This window comes from Candidatus Saccharibacteria bacterium oral taxon 488 (assembly GCA_010202845.1).
GTDB lineage: Bacteria > Patescibacteriota > Saccharimonadia > Saccharimonadales > Saccharimonadaceae > Nanosynbacter.
Genome location: CP047921.1, coordinates 708,504 through 726,864, shown reverse-complemented (window position 1 = coordinate 726,864; position 18,361 = coordinate 708,504). Strand labels below are relative to the sequence as shown.

Below are 18,361 nucleotides of genomic sequence, written 5' to 3'. Positions count from 1 at the left end.
CATATCGACCAGCTGACCGTAATCATTTTCGGTATCGACATCTCCCAAAGGATGAGGTGGCGCTGATGAAGTTGATGAAGCTATTCAAAAAAGCTCGGCTCGGCAACCGTCGTAAGGGCGAGGTATCAGATGTTGACGCGGAAGCATCAGTGTCGCGTCAGCGCCCAGCGGCCGCGCAGGCGTCTTTTGCGCCGCCCACGCCACACTCTCCTCACTCTGCGGCTGCTCCGGCTCGGCGTCATAGTATTCAACGGCAAACTGTAGCCGCGCAGTCAGCTCGTTCTTCGGCTGCGTCTCGCATTGTGCCACCACAACCTTCTACTCAGTTACCTCGCTCGCGTTCTGCCGCTCCTCAAAAGACTCCCGCTCCCAATCTGCCGGCTAAACCTCACCCTAAAAAACCGGCAGTCTTTCATGACATTATGCCGCCGCGTAGCGTCCAGCGCTCGCGAAGCGCATCATTTACCAAGCCGTCCGTCAAGCCCCAGCCGCCAAAGCATGCCCTCTCACCGTCACGCGCTTCACTGATCAAGCCCACTGCTTTGGTGCCAGCTCCGGCCAAGCGCCCGCTCAACAAACTTTCTTCCGTCAAGGCTCAGCCAGTCAAGCCGCTCTCATCACATCCGCCACACCCGCCGCTGACGAAGCCGCCGCTTTCATCTCAGCCTTCGAGCCCGACTCGTCCGCTTAATCCCGTAGCCGCTGCGTCATCTCGGCGTCCAAACCAACCATCAGTTACAGCGCCCCAAGCGGCGTCCAAACCAACCACTTGCCGCCCGCATACTAGTCCTCGTGCCAGTACGCCGCATGCTGATACGCAATCGACTGTCAAGCGCCCGCTATCCCAACCGCATCAGCTGCCAACCCAGCCAAAATTACCACCGCAGCCAAAGGAGCTGACCCACCCACAAGCCACCGCTCATTCCCGTGCTCACATCGCTGTGCCGTCTCGCCGCCCTCAGCTAACGCATCGTCCACCGCATATTCGGGCGATGGACATGGTGCATAGATAAGAAGTCGCAGCTGCCCCCGGAAGCTTAGTCAATAATCTGGTATAATACTCATATGTCAGATCTTGAACGTGTCATCAGGGGGTACCGGCCGACCGAAGCGGCCGTAGCGCTGGTGCGAGATACTAAAATTGCACTGCTAACCGGTATTTCCGGCGCGGGCAAGGATACGATTAAAAGGCGGTTATTGCGATCACCGTCATTTCGCGATATCGTGTCGCACACCACGCGGGAGCCACGGGCAAATAACGGTCAGCCAGAGCGCGACGGCGTTGATTATTATTTTATTGATCAAGCAACCGCACTAACCATGCTCGAACACCATCAGTTCATTGAGGCCAAGTTCGTTCACGGCAAGGTGTATGGTACCTCGACAGCCGAGCTGCAGTTGGCGCACGATCATCAGCAGACGGCGATCACCGACATTGACGTACAGGGCGTGGCTGAGTATGAGCAATTGGCACCGGGCTGTATAGCTATCTTTATCGTGCCGCCGGATTATCCGACATGGCTGGAGCGATTAAAGCAGCGGTACGCGACGGAAGCAGAATTTCAAACGGCCTGGCCGAAGCGCCGCCAGTCGGCCATCGCCGAGCTCAGTCATGCGCTGGAAGTACCGTATTACCACGTGATTATCAATGATGATTTGACTCGAGCGGTGCGGGTTTGCGGCGAAATTATTGAGCGCGGTGACGTGTTTAATCGGCGTGATGATGAGGCGCGGTTGATAGCGCGGGATCTCCTTGATTATTTGATGGGTGAGGACGCAGCCTAGATGGCGACGAAGAAGTCGTCGTTTTCGCTCAGGCGACCGTTTTGGTCGTTGTCGGGGTTGCTTGACCAGATCTTTTTCTTATTAGCCGGTGCGGCATCGTTCTGGCTGGCGTGGCTCGTGTGGCGCGAGGGCTGGCATTCGGGCGGCTGGTGGATGGTCGGGTTGTTTATAGTGGTGTGGCTGATTACGGCTTACCTGGCACTGCCGCGGCTGCATCGTATCCTGAGTAGTCTATACGTACCGAATTATTTCATCGGGCGGACACGGACGGCAGACGGACTGCTAGGTGATCCAGTTAATCTAGCCTTGCGCGGCTCGGAGGCACAGGTCCATCAAGCGATGACCGCGGCTGGCTGGACGTTGGCAGAAGAGATTACGGTGCGTTCATCGTGGCGGATGATAGTAGCGACCCTGACGCGGCGTAGCTATCCGCAGGCGCCAGTTTCATCACTGTTTTTATTTGGTCGGTGGCAGGACTTTACCTACCAGCAGGAAGTTGACGGTAATCCCGGCAAGCGCCATCACGTGCGTTTCTGGCGTTGCCCACAGGGCTGGCTGCTGCCGGGCGGTCATCGGGTGGATTGGCTGGCGGCGGGAACGTACGATAGAAGTGTTGGCTTTAGCCTGTTCACACTGCAGATTACCCATAAGATTGATGAGAATACTGACATTGAGCGGGATTATATCGTCCAGTCAGCGCTCAAGGCGCGAGCCTCGATCGGGGTGACCACTCTGAAAGATTTTTCCACCGGGTATCATTCGCGTAACGGTGGCGGCGACACCATTCAGACCGATGGCGATCTGCCAGTGCTTGAGGTCGGGCGAGTGCGCGCCAACCAGTCCTTGATAGAGGAGCGCGACGAGGTGATTCTCGATGCTACTTCGCACGAGGTAATGCCGGTGGCGCACGATACATTGATACAGCAATTTTGGAGTCGGCGACCGCCACAGATTGCGTTTGGCGTGGTGGCAATGTTTGCGGCGCTGGCGGTCAGTATCATCAACACCGTTGTTGAGTTACTTGCGATTGACCAATTTCACAGCCAGATGGTGGCTGAGCTGATGGTGGATGGTCAGGTGAATGACGCGGCGGTGATTGCTAATTGGCTGATTGGTTCGTCGATTATCATTGGCGTGGTGTGGGTGATTACAACCATCGTGCTGGTGAGTCGGACATTTAGCGGTAGTAATCGATTGCGGCTGGTATTGATGATGATATCCGGGCTGGCGGTTATCGCTAACTCATTCACCTTGACCATCGGCAAGATAACCTGGTCGACAGCCAGTATGCTGCTGTTCATCGGGCTGAATATTGTAGCGGTGCTAATGTTTTCGTCAGACGCCGCCAGGCGATTTACGCGAGCACGTAGCCAGGCCAGGCGCGCGGCAAGGTCGCATTAGCACTCGCTTGCGATGAGTGCCAGATTCATGCTACAATGAGCCTATGACCGAACGTCAACAGGCGATTTTAGCTGCCATCATTGAGCAATATGCCGAGATTGCGGCGCCAGTTGGCAGCGTGACGCTGGCCAAGTTGTTTGGCGTGTCCAGCGCCACGATTCGCAGCGAAATGGCCAAGCTCGAGGAGATGGGTTTTATCGAGGCGCCACACACCAGCGCTGGGCGCATTCCCACCGACAAGGGCTATCGCTTTTATGTCAATGGCATCACCGACGCGCAGATGACGGAGCTGCCGAGCGGCATCGATCGCAGTGCGAGAGCGATCGAAGCGCATGTTAATTCGCACGTTGATACGTCCGACCGGGCAATTCGCAGCGCCGTTGACAGCTTGGTGGAGTTGACGGGTAACTTTGGCTTTGCGTCGTTTGGTACGCACTTGTATATGAATGGCATGACGCAGCTGTTTAGTCAGCCGGAGTTTGTCGAGGGCGATCATGTGCAGGCGATTGCCAGGTTGATTGATAATATCGAGCCGTGGCTACGTGAAGCAGCGCCGAACCAGCCGCTGAATGTGTTTATCGGCAGCGAAAATCCGATTGGTAAAAGTTCTGGAGCAACGTTGATTATTAGTAGGTTTTGTTCACAGTTTAGTAATAATAGTTACATCGGTGTGATCGGTCCGACTCGGCAGAATTACCGTCGAACGATGGAGCTGGTTAGGCGAACCGGTGCGATGTTAGAGGAGGTATTGTAATGGCTGAGTGGATTGGTGGACTACTGAGCGGCTTGCCAACGTGGCTAGTAGTGATTATTTTGATTATTATTTTCATAGCTATGATCGTGCTTTTCCCCTGCACATATGGCCACGAGCCGTTTTGGCCGTTCAGAAGGAGGAAAAAATGACAAAGAATAAAGCTAACAAAACTGAAGATTTAGAGCAGCAATTGGGCGAGTTGACGCTGGATTTGCAGCGGACGCGGGCGGATTTCGAGAACTATCGCAAGCGCGTGGAGGCGGAGAAGCAATCGGCACACCAAATGGGCCAGGCGAAGTCGGTGATGAAACTGCTGCCAGTGATCGATACGATTGAGCGGGCGATTGCCAATGTGCCGGAGGAGCTGAAAGATAATCCGTGGGCGAAAGGCGTGGCTGGCCTGGGTAAACAACTCGACAAGCAACTCAAGGAAATCGGCCTCGAGAAAATTAACGCTAAACCTGGCACATTATTTAATCCTGAGCTGCATCAAGCCGTTCAATTTGATGAAGAAGCCGAAGGCGACAAAGAGGTGATTGCTGAGGAACTACGTGCTGGCTATACGCTAGACGGCGCGGTGATTCGCGATGCGATGGTTAAGGTGACGCGCCAGTCATCGGAATCAACGCGGGCGGATGTCAAAGAAAATACTGACGCATCAGAGAAATAATTAGTCGTCACAAAATGAATTAGCACTCTTGACACGGGAGTGCTAATTATTTATACTGAAATAGTTGGCACTCGTGAATAAAGAGTGCTAAAATGAATATAAGCAAATACCAGATGTGATCATAACAAAGAAAGGGGAATCATATGGGTAAAATTATCGGAATTGACCTCGGTACAACCAACAGTGCTTTTGCGTATATGCTGGCAGGCAAGCCGGAAGTTATCGCTAATGCTGAGGGTAACCGTACCACGCCATCAGTGGTAGCGATTAATAAAAAGGGCGAACGCTTGGTCGGACAAGTGGCGCAGCGTCAGCGTGTGACTAATCCAAAGAATACAATTTATGGTGTCAAGCGCTTTATTGGCCGTAAGTTTGATGACAAAGAAGTCCAAAAAGACCGTGGCCTCATGCCGTTTAAGATCGTCAAGAAAGGTGCGGGTGTGGCCGTGGAAATGGGTGGCAAGGAATACACGCCAGAAGAAGTTTCAGCCATGATTCTCGGCAAAATCAAGGCCGACGCCGAGGCGTTCCTCGGCGAAAAAGTCACCGAAGCAGTCATCACCGTGCCAGCCTACTTTGACGATTCGCAGCGCCAGGCGACCAAAGACGCTGGTAAAATCGCCGGCCTGGAAGTTAAGCGCATCATTAATGAGCCGACGGCCGCTGCTTTGGCGTACGGCCTGGAGAAAGGCAAAAATGACGAAACTATCGTGGTGTTTGACCTTGGCGGTGGTACCTTCGACGTGTCGGTGTTGGAATTGGGCGACGGCGTGTTTGAGGTGAAGGCCACGAATGGCGACACTCACCTGGGCGGTGAGGACTTTGACAATATCATCGTTAACTATTTCCTGGATGACTTTAAGTCTAAAGAAGGCATCGACCTACGCAAAGACAATGCAGCCATGCAGCGCCTGAAGGACGAAGCCGAAAAGGCCAAGAAGGAGCTATCGACAGTCACTGAATACGAAGTTAACATTCCATTCATCACCGCTGATGCTGATGGGCCAAAGCACTTTGAACTGAGCCTGACGCGGGCGAAGTTGGAAGATTTGGTGAAAGATTTGTTGGCGCGTTTGGACGGTCCGGTCGAGAAGGCGCTCAAAGACGCCAAACTCAGCAAATCTGACATCAATAATGTCGTCATGGTTGGCGGTATGACCCGTATGCCAGCAGTGGTCGAGCGGGTGAAGAAATTGTTTGGCAAAGACCCGATGCAGGGAGTCAATCCAGACGAAGTGGTGGCTGTCGGTGCAGCTATTCAAGGCGGCGTGTTGGCAGGCGACGTCAAGGACGTGCTGCTGCTGGACGTGACGCCGCTCAGTCTTGGTATCGAGACGATGGGCGGTGTGTCGACCAAGCTGATCGAGCGCAATACCACCGTGCCGACCAGCAAGAGCGAAGTATTCTCGACGGCTGCCGATAACCAGCCGCAAGTGGAGATTCACGTCTTGCAGGGTGAGCGCGAATTTGCCAATGACAACAAGAGTTTGGGTCGTTTTGTGCTTGACGGCATCGCGCCAGCACCGCGCGGCGTGCCGCAGATTGAAGTGACGTTCAATATCGACGCTAACGGCATCCTCAATGTTACGGCTAAGGACAAGGGTACTGGCAAGGAGCAATCAATCACCATCCAAAACTCTGGTAACATGAGTAAGGAAGATATTGAAAAAGCCCAGAAAGAAGCCGAACTACACGCTGACGAGGACAAGAAAAAGCGTGAAACGGTTGACGCCAAAAACCAGCTAGAAAACGCCATCTATCAGGCAAAGAAAATGCCAGACGAGTTTAAGGATAAGATTTCTGACGACGACAAGAAGGCGATTGACGAAGCGGTTAAGGAAGCGGAAAAGCACAAAGACGCTGACGACAAAGACGAGCTGGAAGCAGCAGCCAAAGCACTGCAGGATGCCATCATGCCAATCGGCGCCAAGATGTATCAGCAAGCTGCTGAGGACAACAAGACTGATGAGTCCAAGGACGATAAAAAGTCTGACAAGGATGAGCCAGTCGAGGGCGAGGTGGTTGACGAGAAGTAGTCTCGGCACCAACTCGTAACATGAACTGCCCCCTCTATCGGGGGTAGTTTTATATTCTTGTGAACTCAGTGTACGCTATCTGTCACTAGTCAATTGTTTGCGGCTAACTCGGAAAGAGCTGCACCCTCCAGCAAATCACTATACGAGCCAACCACTAAATCCGTATCCTTGATACCAAGTTCACGCATGTAGTGTGAGCATTGCTGCTCCAGCTCCTCGGCGTTTCGTTTACCGTCGGTGTCGATAGCTTCAATTTCGACAAAATTCCCGAGACCCTTAACGGTGTCGATATGAAACTTGACATTGTCGATGAAGTAAATCTCGCGCTGCTTATCAACAACCACACGCACACCAAGCGCCGCTGTTAGCACCTCGCCAATAGTTGAGTCCGGCGCCACGGGTGATAAGTTGATAGTCGATTGTTTTGGCCCATTGGTATCGGCCCGCTGATAAAAGATAAGGTTATTTTCGATCGGCCCTTGACGTAGTTTCAGGCGCCCCTCGGGTACATGAAAATACGTGTCAATTTGATGGTCGGTCCCCTTAAAGTCCGCGCCGTGCTCACGTAGATAGTGGCGCACCGACTCTTGATCCGCGCACCGGGCCTTGATTTCTGAATTGATAATTGCTGTTCGTTTCATAACACCTCCTCTATGCTCAGTATAGCACGGGCGAGGCTAGCACTCTTGCATGTCGAGTGCTAAAAGCGTATAATGAACATATATGAGTAAGCGCGATTATTATGAAGTGTTAGGTGTGTCGAAAACCGCTTCTGAGGATGAGATCAAGAAGGCTTTTCGTAAGGCAGCGGTGAAGTACCACCCCGACAAAGAAGGCGGTGATGAAGCCAAATTCAAAGAGGTCAATGAGGCATATGAAGTCCTAAAAGACAAGCAAAAGCGCCAGCGCTACGACCAGTTTGGTCATGCTGGTGTCGGCGGCGCGGCGGGTGGTGGCTTTGGCGGTAATCCGTTCGAAGGCTTTGGTGGCTTTGGTGGGCAAAACGTGCAGTTCGACTTTGGTGGCGATGGCGGCATGTTTGGCGATATTTTTAGCCAATTTTTTGGTGGCAGCGCAGCTGGTTCACGGGGTGGCTCGCGGCGTGGTCGTGATGTTGAAACCAATGTGACGCTGACCTTTGAGGAAGCGGTGTTTGGCGCAGAAAAGAAGTTGAATATAACGCTCGATGCTGAGTGTGAGCATTGTCATGGCGATGGCGTCGAGCCAGGTCATAGCTTAAAAACCTGTGAGGATTGCAAGGGCTCCGGTCAGCAGACTCGCGTCATGAACTCGATTTTTGGACAAATTCAGCAAGCAGTCACCTGCCCGACCTGTCACGGCCGTGGCAAGATCCCAGAGCAAAACTGTTCAGTCTGTGGCGGCAAGGGTACGACTCGCCAGCGCCAGGAGATTACGGTCAAGATCCCAGCTGGCATTGATGATGGCGCGACGATCCGCCTGCATGGTCGCGGCGAAGCGGTTCAGGGTGGCCCGCGCGGCGATCTATACGTTCACATTCGCGTCAAAGCCCATAAGAAGTTCACGCGTGAAGGCGATATCATCCTTTCAGAAGAGCATATCTCGATGGTTGATGCGGCATTGGGAACGGAAATTGATGTCGAGACCGTGGACGGTACGGTGCGAATGAAAATCCCAGCCGGCACCCAGTCGGGGACTGATTTTAAGTTGTCAGGCCACGGCGTGCCACATCTGAGAAATGATGAACGCGGCCCGCACATTGTCGGTGTCATTGTCGATACGCCAACTAAGCTCAGCAAGAAACAGCGAGAACTCCTGGAGCAGTTTGATGGCGCACGGAAGCGGGGGTTGTTTTCGTAGCAAATTCCTCCATAAAAAGTTTTCTCGTGCTATACTAAATTTAGCATAAGGGGAATTAAGCATGGAATTAATTTTTCTGTTAGTGATTATCATCGTGATAATTAAGGTGGCGCAGGGAGGCGGTAATCGGCTGTCTCGTCAATCTGAGGATTATCAGCGCGGTTATTGGGACGGCGTGTGCGATGCGCAGAATGGCCGTGCGAAAATTGAAGGTAGCGACGGTCAAGCCAAGCTTATTACCGAGAATCAGGCTGCAGCTTCGCAGTCTACTGGTCTTGTGCTAATTGGCGACGAAGAGGAAGAGCCTGATGCTGCGCCACCTACTGATGCCGCGCCAATTGAAGGAAAGACTAATATTCCCGACGAAAAGACACAGATTGTCGAGCGGCTATCCCCTGTCAGCAATAAAGAAAAAGAGAAAAATCGTCAAACTACCATCAATGTGGCGCTCTATACGGCATCATTATTGCTAACCGCCGGTATATTATTATTGGCACAAACGATTGAACTTTCGGCGCAGCTCAGGTTTAGTTTGGTCTGGCTGTTTATTTTTGTCTATTATGTTACTGGCCAGGTGTTATACGCTAGATTACCGATCTTAAAGCCGGCCTCAACGGCGTTTATTGGTACGGCGCTGGCTGCTGTGCCGATCGGCGGCTGGAGCATGCACTTGCTTTTGGGGATTGATCCAGCGCTGTGTTGGCTTGCCACTTCCTTCATCGGCACTTTCTTATGCGTGGATGCTACAGTCAGGCTCAATAGCCAACCGCTCGCCTATATTTCGCTGCTGTCGATGTTTACGATGACGACCAGCTTGCCGGCTGTTATGCATGCTCAGTTGGTGTGGTATTATGCTGCGGTGCTATTGTTCGGATGCCTGATGACCTTGGCTGCGTATTTTTCTAATCGTTTTCCGCGCCAATTCACCGAGCCGTTGACGCTGGTTAATCCGTTTATCGTCCCGTCCACTTTGCTTCTCGCTATCGGTTCGTCGGTGCATATGGGAACGCTTGACGTCAGCATGCTGCTGCTCATCAGCGTTATATATTATTTTACTGTTGCTTTTGTTGAAAAATCAAAGGATATGCGCACGTATGAACTAACGACGGCGCGCGTGCTGCTGATGGCGGCGACTGCTAGTTTTACTATGTATCTGTCAAATAATGATGGTCTGGTCACAGGTATAGCGCTGGGTGTGGCGGCACTTGGTAATATAATTTGGTCTATCAGGTCGATGTATGCCCAAAAGCAGCCCGACAAGCAGCACGAAATAGTGTTGTGGATTAGTTTCGTTGCGTCGCTGGCTGCTGTATCGACTATAGCTGGCGTCGAAAGTCCGCTAAGAGATATGATCATATTTATCCTGTTGAGTATGGTTTCGGTAGTGAGTTTTATGGCGCTTTCATTGCTGCGCCGCGCCCGTTTTGGCGGCATGGTAGTAATGTCTGGAATTTTGTTAGTGCCGGCTGGCGTCAGGCTATTTAGCCTCGATCCCATAACAACCTTGCATACACATTACTCTATCTTTATGCTTATGACTTTCCTGCCGGTTGTCTGCCGATTACTGGTTTTGAAGCGCCCAAATATTACTAAAAGTCAAGCAATACTAGTGTACGGCGCTGCGGCCGCTTGGTGGTTAATGACAGTGTTTATAGCCTTAGCTTTTTTGACTGCTTATCCAGCAGGAGAAGGCATGCTGTATCTGTCAGATTCGGTGGCGGTTGCTGCTGTCATCATGGGTATCGCTGCGTGGCGTGAGAAAGCTTACGGTCTAGTGATTGGTATTCATGCTTCTCTACTTCTGATGGCACTGCTGATAGCTTCGTATTTCAAGATTGCTGGCGAAGATATTGCCATTTTGATGGCGTGGCTGAACGGCTTGTCGTTGCTACTATTGGTAGAGTGGCTGTATAATTACCGCAAAGAGGCGGCGGTTAAGTGCCGCGAATTGTTGTTATATTCTGCTATTGGAGCGGCTATCTTGATCATCTTTTCGTCTATTCATCCGGCGGTTTGGCTGCCGTTAGTAGCGCTGCTGTACTATGCGTTTTATCGGCGGCGTGAGGATGGTTATCTGGGCGGAGCATACTTGGCGACAATTGCTTTGGTGTTGCTGTTCTTGCATTGGCTACGCGTGCCGCTAAGCGACAATTTCACTATCACTGCTTGGGTGGTGCTCGTCGGCTTCGGGGTAGTATATTGGTCGTTAGCGATGAATAAGCGAGCGTCAATCACTAGCGATATGACTCTGCTGGCTGCTACGGTACCAGCGGTGATATTACCGATGATAAATCTATTGACGACGTATGGATTACCGTTCAAAATCTTGGGCTGGTTGGCAGCTGTCGCGGCACTTTATATGGTAGTGTATGCCAAGCAGGATTGGCGGCCGATGGCGATATTGGCGCATCCAAGTTTGGTATTGTTATTCTACTTAACTGCACAATGGCTCGGCGTTAAGCTTGAGTTTATGTCGATCGTTTCACTAATTATCTTTGCGGTGTTTTATGGCGCCGCCGTGACTGCGCGAACCAAGAAATTATCAGTTTATTGGTATTATGCATCATTTTGGAGTGCTATCGGCTGGTCGATGACTTTACTGCTGATGGCTATGCCGGCCAGTGTCGCAACGGAGGCGGTACTGCTAGTAACACTAATGTGGGCGGTCAATGGCAGCGCCCTAATAGCTGAGGGGTTGCCGAAGAAGAGTCTTCTATACTTCGACTCGGGTGTTCTTTTGGTGCTGTGTGGTATTCTGTTTACGGTTCATATGCTAATTGTACCGATTCATAGTATCGTGATGCCATATCTCTGTTCAGTGGCAATTTTGTCGGGGGCGGTGATGTCCTGGCGCTGGCTAGGATATACTCAGATATCTACCATTGCGCACTTAGCACTAGCGCTCGCTGTATTTAGTTTATCAACCCTTGTCCTGGCGCTAGCGGGGGACAATGTTATGAAGATATTGTTCTTAGTCGAGCATTCGCTGATGGTTATCATCGGTTTGGCGCTCGGCAGGCGACTGATTACTATCTGGGGCGCTGTCGGCGTGACGTTGGCTTTAATTTATCTGCTGTCAGGCTATGCTTATGCGCTGGCTATTCTGGCCGGACTATCGATTATCACGGCAGTGGTGGTTGTGGTAGCGAGAAGACAAGGGGGTAAACAGAAATAACTTAAGAGTGTTATTACAACGTCGTCGACGTTTGTTGTATGACGACTAAGCTAATCAAAACGTAGGGGCGATTGCTAGGGTGGTTTGACGGTGTGAGGAGGGGGTTGTTCGGCCAGGACTACTATATTGTATTATTATAAGATTTATGTTATTATATTAGCTATGGTAACTAGTACAATAGATTCTAAAAAACAGATATTTGACCAAAATCCTTTTACAGCGACACCTGGCTATGAGCATTACCTTAACCTGAACACTAGTGCTACTGAACGTCAGAATAGAATTCATGAATTTCTTAATAATCCAGACTTAACCGAACCACGGCAGATGATGGACGGACGACACAACACAGAGACGGTTAAAGAGACGATTGAGCTCTATGAGGGCCTCCTTAATGAACTAATGCGCACTCCATCTGAGGATCGATCACAGACACATGAAGAACTAATAGATAAAATCATTCGCAAGACGGGCGAACTGTTTCGTTACGAGGAGTTGCAGTTGGCTCTTGGGTCGGTAGCATCATCAGATTGCCTTGAGCACCGCCGTTTAGCTGCAGAGTTGTCGCTAGATATTATGGGAGGTATTGATAAACCGGCTTTTGCTGCGATGGTAAACGAGTTAATTGATTTGGTGAGTAATTCGCAGCGTAAAGAGGCGACTGAACTGTTGAGTCTTCTTGAAAAACAGCCTATTGATGAGGGTGGCCATGAGGTGCTTGGGCTAAATGATGAAACTATGAAAATTATTCATGATGACTTAAGAAATATATATCCAGAGATTGGCTCCATGATTGATAAGGCATCTAAAGAGCCGGTGCCCGTGGATAAGGCTATTGATGTTTGTAAAGCAGTGATACAGGTCGCTGGGTTGCCAGAAGAATGGAGTGTACAACTAGATTCGGGTAAATCAGCACACACAAGTATTCGTGAGAAAACGGTATACTATGGTGAGAACCGGGCAGATTTTCCTAATGAGCTAGCCGCTATAGGTGTTGCATTTCATGAGGCGGTGGTTCATGGTGGTCGGGGAAGTGGTCCTGGTGGGCTAGATTTTGAAGAGGGTTTGGCAACGTGTCTAGAACAGGTTATTACGGGTCAAAAACGTGTTCCCGGCAAGCAGTATTATTTATCAATTGGTCTGCAGGCAGGTGCCGATCGAGGCGGTGATCCGCGTAATTATCGTGAGACATTCGAAATTCTTTGGCGGCGTGAAGTGTTGTTGATGGAGCAAAATGGTGGTGTGGTAGATATTGATAAGGCTCGCTCAAATGCTCAACGTCAGGTTCATCGTACCCGTCGCGGCGGCGCAATTGATACGCGTGATAGTGCATATTTTGTGGGTGCACAAAAAGCCGCTGGCTGGTTGAATGATATTGCCCGACTTCCAGAAGAAGAAAGGCTAGAAAAATTGCGTCATATTCTTAGCGTACGTTATGATCCAACAAATCCAGACCATATTTCCTACGACATACAATAACCCATATAATTTATTAAAAAGCCACAGAAAGGGATCCTGTAAATGAAGAGTAAAAAGAAAGTCTTACTGATAGCACGAGCGGTGAGCGAAGAAGCAAGGGGCAAGGCTGGAGGTTTTGCTAGCCGTGTACAAAATAGTATCGGGGAGAGTGTTGAGATTGAACACTGTGAAATATCTGAGCTATTTTTTGAGTTAAGTGCATATGCAATTAATATCTATCACTCTCAGAAGAAGTTTGATCTTCGTGATTTTGATTTGGTTGTCATTCGTCATATTGGTAAGATGGCGAATGAAGCTCAGGCTATTGTGCAGTATTGTGAGTATTTTGGCATTCGTTATACAGACGAGTACTTGAATCGGCTAATGCTGGATAATAAGATAAGTACACAATTTTTACTGTGGTTTAATGGTATTAAAAATTGGCCACACACCTTTTATGGTAATATAGATGAAATGATCCGACGCTTTCCAGAGTTTGGCGGAAAGGCAATTATGAAAGACAATGAAGGCTCAAAGGGTCGTTCAAATTTTTTAGTTGAGTCGGTCGCAGAGATTAGCGATATCCAAAAGCAGTACCCAGACAAACGATTTGTCTTGCAGGAGTTTATTCCAAACTCTGGCGATTTGCGGGTGTTGGTTTTTAACAGTAAGCCAGTTTTAGTAATTGAACGCAAGGGTGTCGACGGCTCACATCTTAACAACACTTCTCAAGGTGGTGTCGCACAGGTCGTACCGATCGAGTCGGTTTCGCCCGAAGTTATTGATGTCTGCGTTAAAGCTGCATCTATCGCGAGGCTGCAAGTTGCGGGTGTTGACGTGATGTTTGACAGTACCAACAATAAGTCGTATTTGCTGGAGGTCAATAATGCACCGCAGGTTTCCTCTGGTGCGTTTCAGGATGAGAAAGTGAGAAAATATAGTGAGATGCTTCTAGAAATGGTAGGTATTGATGTTGGCTAGGCAGGTTATTGGACGAAATGTCCGTGTTGATTTTGGTCGGCGGGCTATTGGCATATCGGCCAAAGTTGATACTGGTGCAGACAGCTCATCGGTATGGGCGAGCAATATTCGTGTTGATAAAGATGGTGTGTTAAAGTTTGCCCTATTCGGCAAAGGCTCGCCTTACTATAACGGGAAGATTTTCAAGCGAACGGATTTCACTGTAGCAATGGTACGCAGCTCATCTGGACATGAGCAAATTCGCTATAGAACACATTTTACCGTGACTATCAAGGGGCGTAAAATTAAAGCACTATTTAACCTCTCGGATCGTTCTGGTAATCTCTACCCAGTTCTAATAGGACGTCGTACTGTTGCGGGCAAGTTCTTGGTTGATGTGCGTGAGGGTGATGCGGCGCATCGATACAAATATGCTACCGATAACAAAGTACTGAATAAGGAGCTGGCAAAGAATCCCCACAAATTTTATAAAAAATACCATAAGCCAAAGGATAAGTAGTCATGAAAATTGCAATCCTCAGTAACGGTAATATTAACTACTCCACCCTCCGCCTCAGAGAAGAGGCCGAAAAACGCGGTCATCAAATTAAGGTTATCAAGTATAAAAACTGCTACGTGTCAATTGACGAGCAGCATCCGAAGGTTATTTATCGCGGTAAGGAGGTTGATAATTTCGATGTGTTCATCCCGCGGATTGCTAGTTATATGACGCGCTACGGGACGGCGGTATTGCGACAGCTGGAGATGGCGAATCCGCAGGCGTTTTTTATGAATCGGTCAATCGCCATTACGCGGGCGCGGGATAAACTGCGCTCGACGCAGTTACTAGCGCGGGCTGGCGTAGCAATTCCAAAGACAGTGTTCTCACGCAACGAAACCGATATTGACGTGCTACTAGACGAGATTGGCGGTACGCCAGCGATCATCAAGTTGGCGCGCGGCACGCATGGCAACGGTGTAGTGCTGGCGGAGACGATCAAGGCCGCCAAGTCGGTCATGCAGGCGTTTTATCTCAGCAATTCTGACGGCACAAACGTGCTATTGCAGGAATTTATCAAAGAGTCGGCCGGCACCGATATTCGGGCGTTTGTGGTCGGTAGTCAAGTGGTGGCCAGTATGAAGCGGCAGAGCTTGGATGATGATTTTCGCAGTAATTTACACAAAGGTGGCGAGGGGACGGCTATCAAGTTGACGCCTGATGAGCAAAAAATGTGCGTCAAAGCCGCCAAGGCGATGGGCTTGGTGGTAGCCGGCGTTGATTTTATGCGCTCAAGTCGTGGCGCGTTGGTGTTGGAAGTGAACGCCAGCCCAGGATTTGGCATCGAAAAGGTGACGGGCCGCAATGTGGCTGGTCGGATTATTGATTATATTAATCGCAACGCCAAGCGCGGTAACAAAAAAGATAAAGTCGGCGCCTGAAGATAAACTTGCTATAATGGGAGTATGAATGCGAAGTCGGTGTCGATAGTGCAGCGGATCATCGTTTGGGTGATCGTGCTCGGCGTGTTGGCCGGGATCGGCTACGGCGTATGGGCGGTGGCGCGCCAGATGAATAAAACGTACACGACTGTTGACATCGGCAAGGGTACATTTCGAGTGGAGGTCGCTGATACGGACGAGACGCGGGCGCGAGGCTTGGGCGGTTGGCAGGAGCTGGGTAAGAGCGAGGGGATGTTGTTCGTGGCCGAGAAAGACGGTGATATACCAATTTGGATGAAGGGTATGCGCGTCCCGATTGATATTATCTGGCTAGATGCCAAGAAAAAGGTCGTGCACGTCAAGCGTGATGTCTGGCCTGACAATGAGCCGCATGAGGTATATCACACGCCAGTTCCGGCGCGGTACGTGTTAGAGCTGCCGGCGGGTAGTGCCAAGGAGCATGGTATCAAGCCGGGCGTCACTGCGCGGTTTAGTGCGGGGGCGCAGCGATGAGCATGGTGTTGTTGTTTGGCGGCGTGGCCGTGGCGGTGACGGCACTAGTGTTCGTGTTGAATCGGCGATTTGGCGTGTTGGCGCTGTCACTGGCGGCCAGCGCACTGCTGGCGGAATTGTGGGCGGAGTGGCTGGCCGGGGTGATCGGCGGGCTGGGCGTCAGTAACGTAGCAGGGCTACCGAATGGTGTCGTGGCGACGATTATCTTGACGGTGGGGCCGCTGGTGCTATTATTAGTTACTGGGCCAAAGGGGCCTGGCAAGTTACTGCGGCTAATCTCGGCAGTGCTAGTCGGCGTGCTAGCAGCGGCGATGCTGGTGCGGCCACTGGGCAAGTTTATGAGCTTGGATGCGGAGGCGATGAAGACATACAAATTGCTGAGCGACTGGTGGCGCTATGCGGCGACCGTTGGGCTGGTAGCGGGGCTGCTTGATATGAGTGTGCCACTCAAGGCCAAGGCGCCCGCCTCCAAGAAAACAAAGCGTTGAAAATGCCGCTTCTCTGTGATAAAATGTGAGAAGTCGCGTCCTCGCTTCGTTGCGCTGCGCGTCATGTGCGGGCCCATAGCTCAGTTGGTTAGAGCACCTGCCTTTTAAGCAGGGTGTCCCGGGTTCAAGCCCCGGTGGGCCCTCCAAGTGGAGAATAATCCTAGTTCAGAACTAGGATTTTTTAATTCGCGTATTCATTATCAGGTGATTTGATGTAAGTCTGGCCGCACTTCGCGTATACTAACTATATGAAGTCTCTCGGCCTCACTCAGCGTTTGCATGTGTCGTGGCTGTTGGCGGCGGCTGGTGTCGGCATCGTCATCGGCGTTATCGGCGTGATGCAAGCGCCGTACGGGTTGTTTGCTGGCTGGATGTGGTTAGTGGCGGGAATGGTATTGGCCCTAGCGTCGCTCGTCGGGGCGCGGCGCTGGCTGGTCATAGTGGCTCTAGTCGGCGGAGTGCTGGTTGGGCTGTGGCGAGGCAGTTTGGGGCAGATTGGACTGGAGCACTATCAAACGCTGTTCGGCCAAACGGTGCGGCTGAGCGGGCGGGTGCTGGAAGACCCTGATGTTGATAAAAAGGGGCAGACAGTGTTGCGGCTGGGCGATATCGTGAGTAATGATCGGCGGCTACCTGGTAGTGTTTGGGTGGTGACGAGGCATAGTCAGGCGATGAAACGTAGCGACGTGGTCACCGTTCGGGGTACGCTAATTGATGGGTTCGGGGCGTTTGCGGCGCGGATGTCCAGGGCAGCGGTCGAGCAAGTGACGCGCGAGCAGCCGGGCGACGTGGCGGTGGGCGTCCGTGACTGGTTTGCGGAGCGGGTGCGACGGTACGTGCCGGAGTCGGAGGCGGCGCTGGGCCTCGGGTTCTTGATGGGTTTACGGCGGGCATTACCGCTGGAATTGATGACGGCGCTGCAGGTTGCGGGTTTGACGCACGTTATCGTGGCCAGCGGCTATAACTTAACGATTTTGGTGCGGCTGGCACGGCGGCTGTTCGTTCGGGTGTCGAAATATCTGGCAGCGCTAAGTGCCGGCGCGATGATCATTGGCTTTATGGCGATGACCGGCCTCAGTCCGAGCATGTCGCGGGCCGGGCTGGTGGCGGGCCTCAGCCTAGCCGCGTGGTATTATGGCCGGACGATTCATCCGCTGGTGCTGCTACCGGTCGCTGCGGCGATGACGCTACTTATCAATCCGCAGTTTGGCTGGAACGATCTCGGCTGGCAATTGAGCTTCGCGGCGTTTAGTGGGGTGATTATCCTGGCGCCGCTGCTGCAGCGATACTTTTTTGGTACGAAGTCGCCCGGGGTGATCCGGCAGATTATCGGCGAGACGGTGTCGGCCCAGATCATGACATTACCGCTCTTGGTGGCGTCGTTTGGCGTGATCAGTAACGTGGCGCTGATCGCGAATGTGCTCATTCTGCCATTGGTGCCGCTGGCAATGCTGCTGACCTTTGTGGTTGGCGTGTGCGTAGATGTGCCGGTGGTGGCCGGGCTCATCGCCGCGCCGACAACGTGGCTGCTCCAGTATATGGTCGGCGTCGCCACGTGGCTGGCAGGGCTGGACTGGGCGCAGCTGGAGGTGAACTTGAGCTGGCCGTGGGTAATCATTACCTACCTCATCATTATCGGGGCAATGTGGTGGATGCGGCGACAGACCGGGCTGCGGCTGCGCGAGAGTAATGTGGTTGAGTAGCGTGGACGACTATGGCAGGCTACTGATCCCGCTCATACTTGAGGAAACCTGATGGATGTACTACCATGGGTTCATTCAGCTAATCCCTCGGGGTGAGTGAGCGCGGGTTCAGGTTTTGGCCCTCGCTCGGGCAGCGGCT

The 18,361-nt window shown here is 51.6% G+C and carries 18 protein-coding genes and 1 tRNA gene; 17 read left to right on the top strand and 2 right to left on the bottom strand.

Annotated elements, in window-relative coordinates:
* Window positions 1–84 precede the first annotated feature (84 nt).
* Window positions 85–312, bottom strand: coding sequence for a hypothetical protein (locus GWK78_03850; protein ID QHU94131.1), 228 nt, complete (start codon window positions 310–312; stop codon window positions 85–87).
* A gap of 110 nt (window positions 313–422) precedes the next feature.
* Here GWK78_03850 and GWK78_03845 point away from each other — a divergent pair, with 110 nt between their 5' ends.
* The 7 genes from GWK78_03845 to dnaK all read left to right on the top strand — a co-directional run bounded on the left by GWK78_03845 (window position 423) and on the right by dnaK (window position 6,646).
* On the top strand, window positions 423–1,013 hold the full coding sequence (locus GWK78_03845) for a hypothetical protein (protein QHU94130.1): 591 nt from the start codon (window positions 423–425) through the stop codon (window positions 1,011–1,013).
* A gap of 52 nt (window positions 1,014–1,065) precedes the next feature.
* The gene (locus tag GWK78_03840) at window positions 1,066–1,785 is read left to right on the top strand and encodes a hypothetical protein (protein ID QHU94129.1); all 720 of its coding nucleotides are present in this window, start codon (window positions 1,066–1,068) and stop codon (window positions 1,783–1,785) included.
* A complete protein-coding gene (locus GWK78_03835; protein QHU94128.1) occupies window positions 1,786–3,186 on the top strand; it encodes a hypothetical protein in 1,401 nt (466 codons plus the stop codon).
* A gap of 43 nt (window positions 3,187–3,229) precedes the next feature.
* Window positions 3,230–3,940, top strand: coding sequence for a transcriptional regulator (locus GWK78_03830; GenBank protein QHU94127.1), 711 nt, complete (start codon window positions 3,230–3,232; stop codon window positions 3,938–3,940).
* Complete coding sequence (locus tag GWK78_03825) at window positions 3,940–4,089, top strand: hypothetical protein (GenBank protein QHU94126.1); 150 nt, start codon at window positions 3,940–3,942, stop codon at window positions 4,087–4,089. Before GWK78_03830 ends, GWK78_03825 begins: the two co-directional genes overlap by 1 nt.
* Entirely contained in the window at window positions 4,086–4,610 is a 525-nt protein-coding gene (gene grpE, locus GWK78_03820; GenBank protein ID QHU94125.1) for a nucleotide exchange factor GrpE, read from the top strand. Before GWK78_03825 ends, grpE begins: the two co-directional genes overlap by 4 nt.
* A gap of 143 nt (window positions 4,611–4,753) precedes the next feature.
* Window positions 4,754–6,646, top strand: a complete 1,893-nt coding sequence (gene dnaK, locus GWK78_03815; protein QHU94124.1) for a molecular chaperone DnaK — start codon at window positions 4,754–4,756, stop codon at window positions 6,644–6,646.
* 89 nt (window positions 6,647–6,735) lie between these two features.
* Here the strand turns inward: dnaK and GWK78_03810 are convergent, their stop codons facing one another.
* Entirely contained in the window at window positions 6,736–7,287 is a 552-nt protein-coding gene (locus tag GWK78_03810) for a CYTH domain-containing protein (protein ID QHU94123.1), read from the bottom strand.
* Between the two features lie 82 nt (window positions 7,288–7,369).
* Here GWK78_03810 and dnaJ point away from each other — a divergent pair, with 82 nt between their 5' ends.
* The 10 genes from dnaJ (at window position 7,370) to GWK78_03760 (ending at window position 18,222) form a co-directional block, all read left to right on the top strand.
* A complete protein-coding gene (gene dnaJ / locus GWK78_03805) occupies window positions 7,370–8,485 on the top strand; it encodes a molecular chaperone DnaJ (protein ID QHU94122.1) in 1,116 nt (371 codons plus the stop codon).
* 61 nt (window positions 8,486–8,546) lie between these two features.
* Window positions 8,547–11,660 carry a hypothetical protein gene (locus GWK78_03800; GenBank protein QHU94121.1) on the top strand — a complete coding sequence of 1,038 codons (3,114 nt, stop codon included), beginning with the start codon at window positions 8,547–8,549 and terminating at the stop codon, window positions 11,658–11,660.
* A gap of 162 nt (window positions 11,661–11,822) precedes the next feature.
* Window positions 11,823–13,139: a hypothetical protein gene (locus GWK78_03795; protein QHU94120.1), complete on the top strand. Its 1,317-nt coding sequence runs from the start codon at window positions 11,823–11,825 to the stop codon at window positions 13,137–13,139.
* 42 nt (window positions 13,140–13,181) lie between these two features.
* Window positions 13,182–14,099, top strand: coding sequence for a hypothetical protein (locus GWK78_03790; GenBank protein QHU94119.1), 918 nt, complete (start codon window positions 13,182–13,184; stop codon window positions 14,097–14,099).
* Window positions 14,089–14,598 (top strand): clan AA aspartic protease, encoded by a 510-nt coding sequence (locus tag GWK78_03785; protein ID QHU94118.1) that lies wholly within the window; start codon window positions 14,089–14,091, stop codon window positions 14,596–14,598. The genes GWK78_03790 and GWK78_03785 overlap by 11 nt, the downstream gene beginning before the upstream one ends.
* A 2-nt stretch (window positions 14,599–14,600) precedes the next feature.
* Entirely contained in the window at window positions 14,601–15,518 is a 918-nt protein-coding gene (locus tag GWK78_03780; protein QHU94117.1) for a RimK family alpha-L-glutamate ligase, read from the top strand.
* 24 nt (window positions 15,519–15,542) lie between these two features.
* Window positions 15,543–16,031 carry a DUF192 domain-containing protein gene (locus GWK78_03775; protein QHU94116.1) on the top strand — a complete coding sequence of 163 codons (489 nt, stop codon included), beginning with the start codon at window positions 15,543–15,545 and terminating at the stop codon, window positions 16,029–16,031.
* Window positions 16,028–16,519, top strand: a complete 492-nt coding sequence (locus tag GWK78_03770; protein QHU94115.1) for a hypothetical protein — start codon at window positions 16,028–16,030, stop codon at window positions 16,517–16,519. The genes GWK78_03775 and GWK78_03770 overlap by 4 nt, the downstream gene beginning before the upstream one ends.
* Before the next feature lie 69 nt (window positions 16,520–16,588).
* Window positions 16,589–16,665 (top strand) — tRNA-Lys (locus GWK78_03765).
* A 102-nt stretch (window positions 16,666–16,767) separates the two neighbouring features.
* Window positions 16,768–18,222 carry a hypothetical protein gene (locus tag GWK78_03760; GenBank protein ID QHU94114.1) on the top strand — a complete coding sequence of 485 codons (1,455 nt, stop codon included), beginning with the start codon at window positions 16,768–16,770 and terminating at the stop codon, window positions 18,220–18,222.
* The last annotated feature ends 139 nt before the right edge of the window (window positions 18,223–18,361 follow it).

What these genes read in the sequence shown, in the direction of transcription:
- GWK78_03840 (QHU94129.1), top strand. Translation starts at nt 1,066, where the DNA reads ATGTCAGATCTTGAACGTGTCATCAGGGGGTACCGGCCGACCGAAGCG.
- GWK78_03785 (QHU94118.1), top strand. Translation starts at nt 14,089, where the DNA reads ATGTTGGCTAGGCAGGTTATTGGACGAAATGTCCGTGTTGATTTTGGT.
- GWK78_03845 (QHU94130.1), top strand. Translation starts at nt 423, where the DNA reads ATGCCGCCGCGTAGCGTCCAGCGCTCGCGAAGCGCATCATTTACCAAG.
- GWK78_03795 (QHU94120.1), top strand. Translation starts at nt 11,823, where the DNA reads ATGGTAACTAGTACAATAGATTCTAAAAAACAGATATTTGACCAAAAT.
- GWK78_03800 (QHU94121.1), top strand. Translation starts at nt 8,547, where the DNA reads ATGGAATTAATTTTTCTGTTAGTGATTATCATCGTGATAATTAAGGTG.
- GWK78_03825 (QHU94126.1), top strand. Translation starts at nt 3,940, where the DNA reads ATGGCTGAGTGGATTGGTGGACTACTGAGCGGCTTGCCAACGTGGCTA.
- dnaJ (QHU94122.1), top strand. Translation starts at nt 7,370, where the DNA reads ATGAGTAAGCGCGATTATTATGAAGTGTTAGGTGTGTCGAAAACCGCT.
- GWK78_03775 (QHU94116.1), top strand. Translation starts at nt 15,543, where the DNA reads ATGAATGCGAAGTCGGTGTCGATAGTGCAGCGGATCATCGTTTGGGTG.
- GWK78_03780 (QHU94117.1), top strand. Translation starts at nt 14,601, where the DNA reads ATGAAAATTGCAATCCTCAGTAACGGTAATATTAACTACTCCACCCTC.
- grpE (QHU94125.1), top strand. Translation starts at nt 4,086, where the DNA reads ATGACAAAGAATAAAGCTAACAAAACTGAAGATTTAGAGCAGCAATTG.
- GWK78_03790 (QHU94119.1), top strand. Translation starts at nt 13,182, where the DNA reads ATGAAGAGTAAAAAGAAAGTCTTACTGATAGCACGAGCGGTGAGCGAA.
- GWK78_03810 (QHU94123.1), bottom strand. Translation starts at nt 7,287, where the DNA reads ATGAAACGAACAGCAATTATCAATTCAGAAATCAAGGCCCGGTGCGCG.
- GWK78_03770 (QHU94115.1), top strand. Translation starts at nt 16,028, where the DNA reads ATGAGCATGGTGTTGTTGTTTGGCGGCGTGGCCGTGGCGGTGACGGCA.
- dnaK (QHU94124.1), top strand. Translation starts at nt 4,754, where the DNA reads ATGGGTAAAATTATCGGAATTGACCTCGGTACAACCAACAGTGCTTTT.
- GWK78_03835 (QHU94128.1), top strand. Translation starts at nt 1,786, where the DNA reads ATGGCGACGAAGAAGTCGTCGTTTTCGCTCAGGCGACCGTTTTGGTCG.
- GWK78_03830 (QHU94127.1), top strand. Translation starts at nt 3,230, where the DNA reads ATGACCGAACGTCAACAGGCGATTTTAGCTGCCATCATTGAGCAATAT.
- GWK78_03760 (QHU94114.1), top strand. Translation starts at nt 16,768, where the DNA reads ATGAAGTCTCTCGGCCTCACTCAGCGTTTGCATGTGTCGTGGCTGTTG.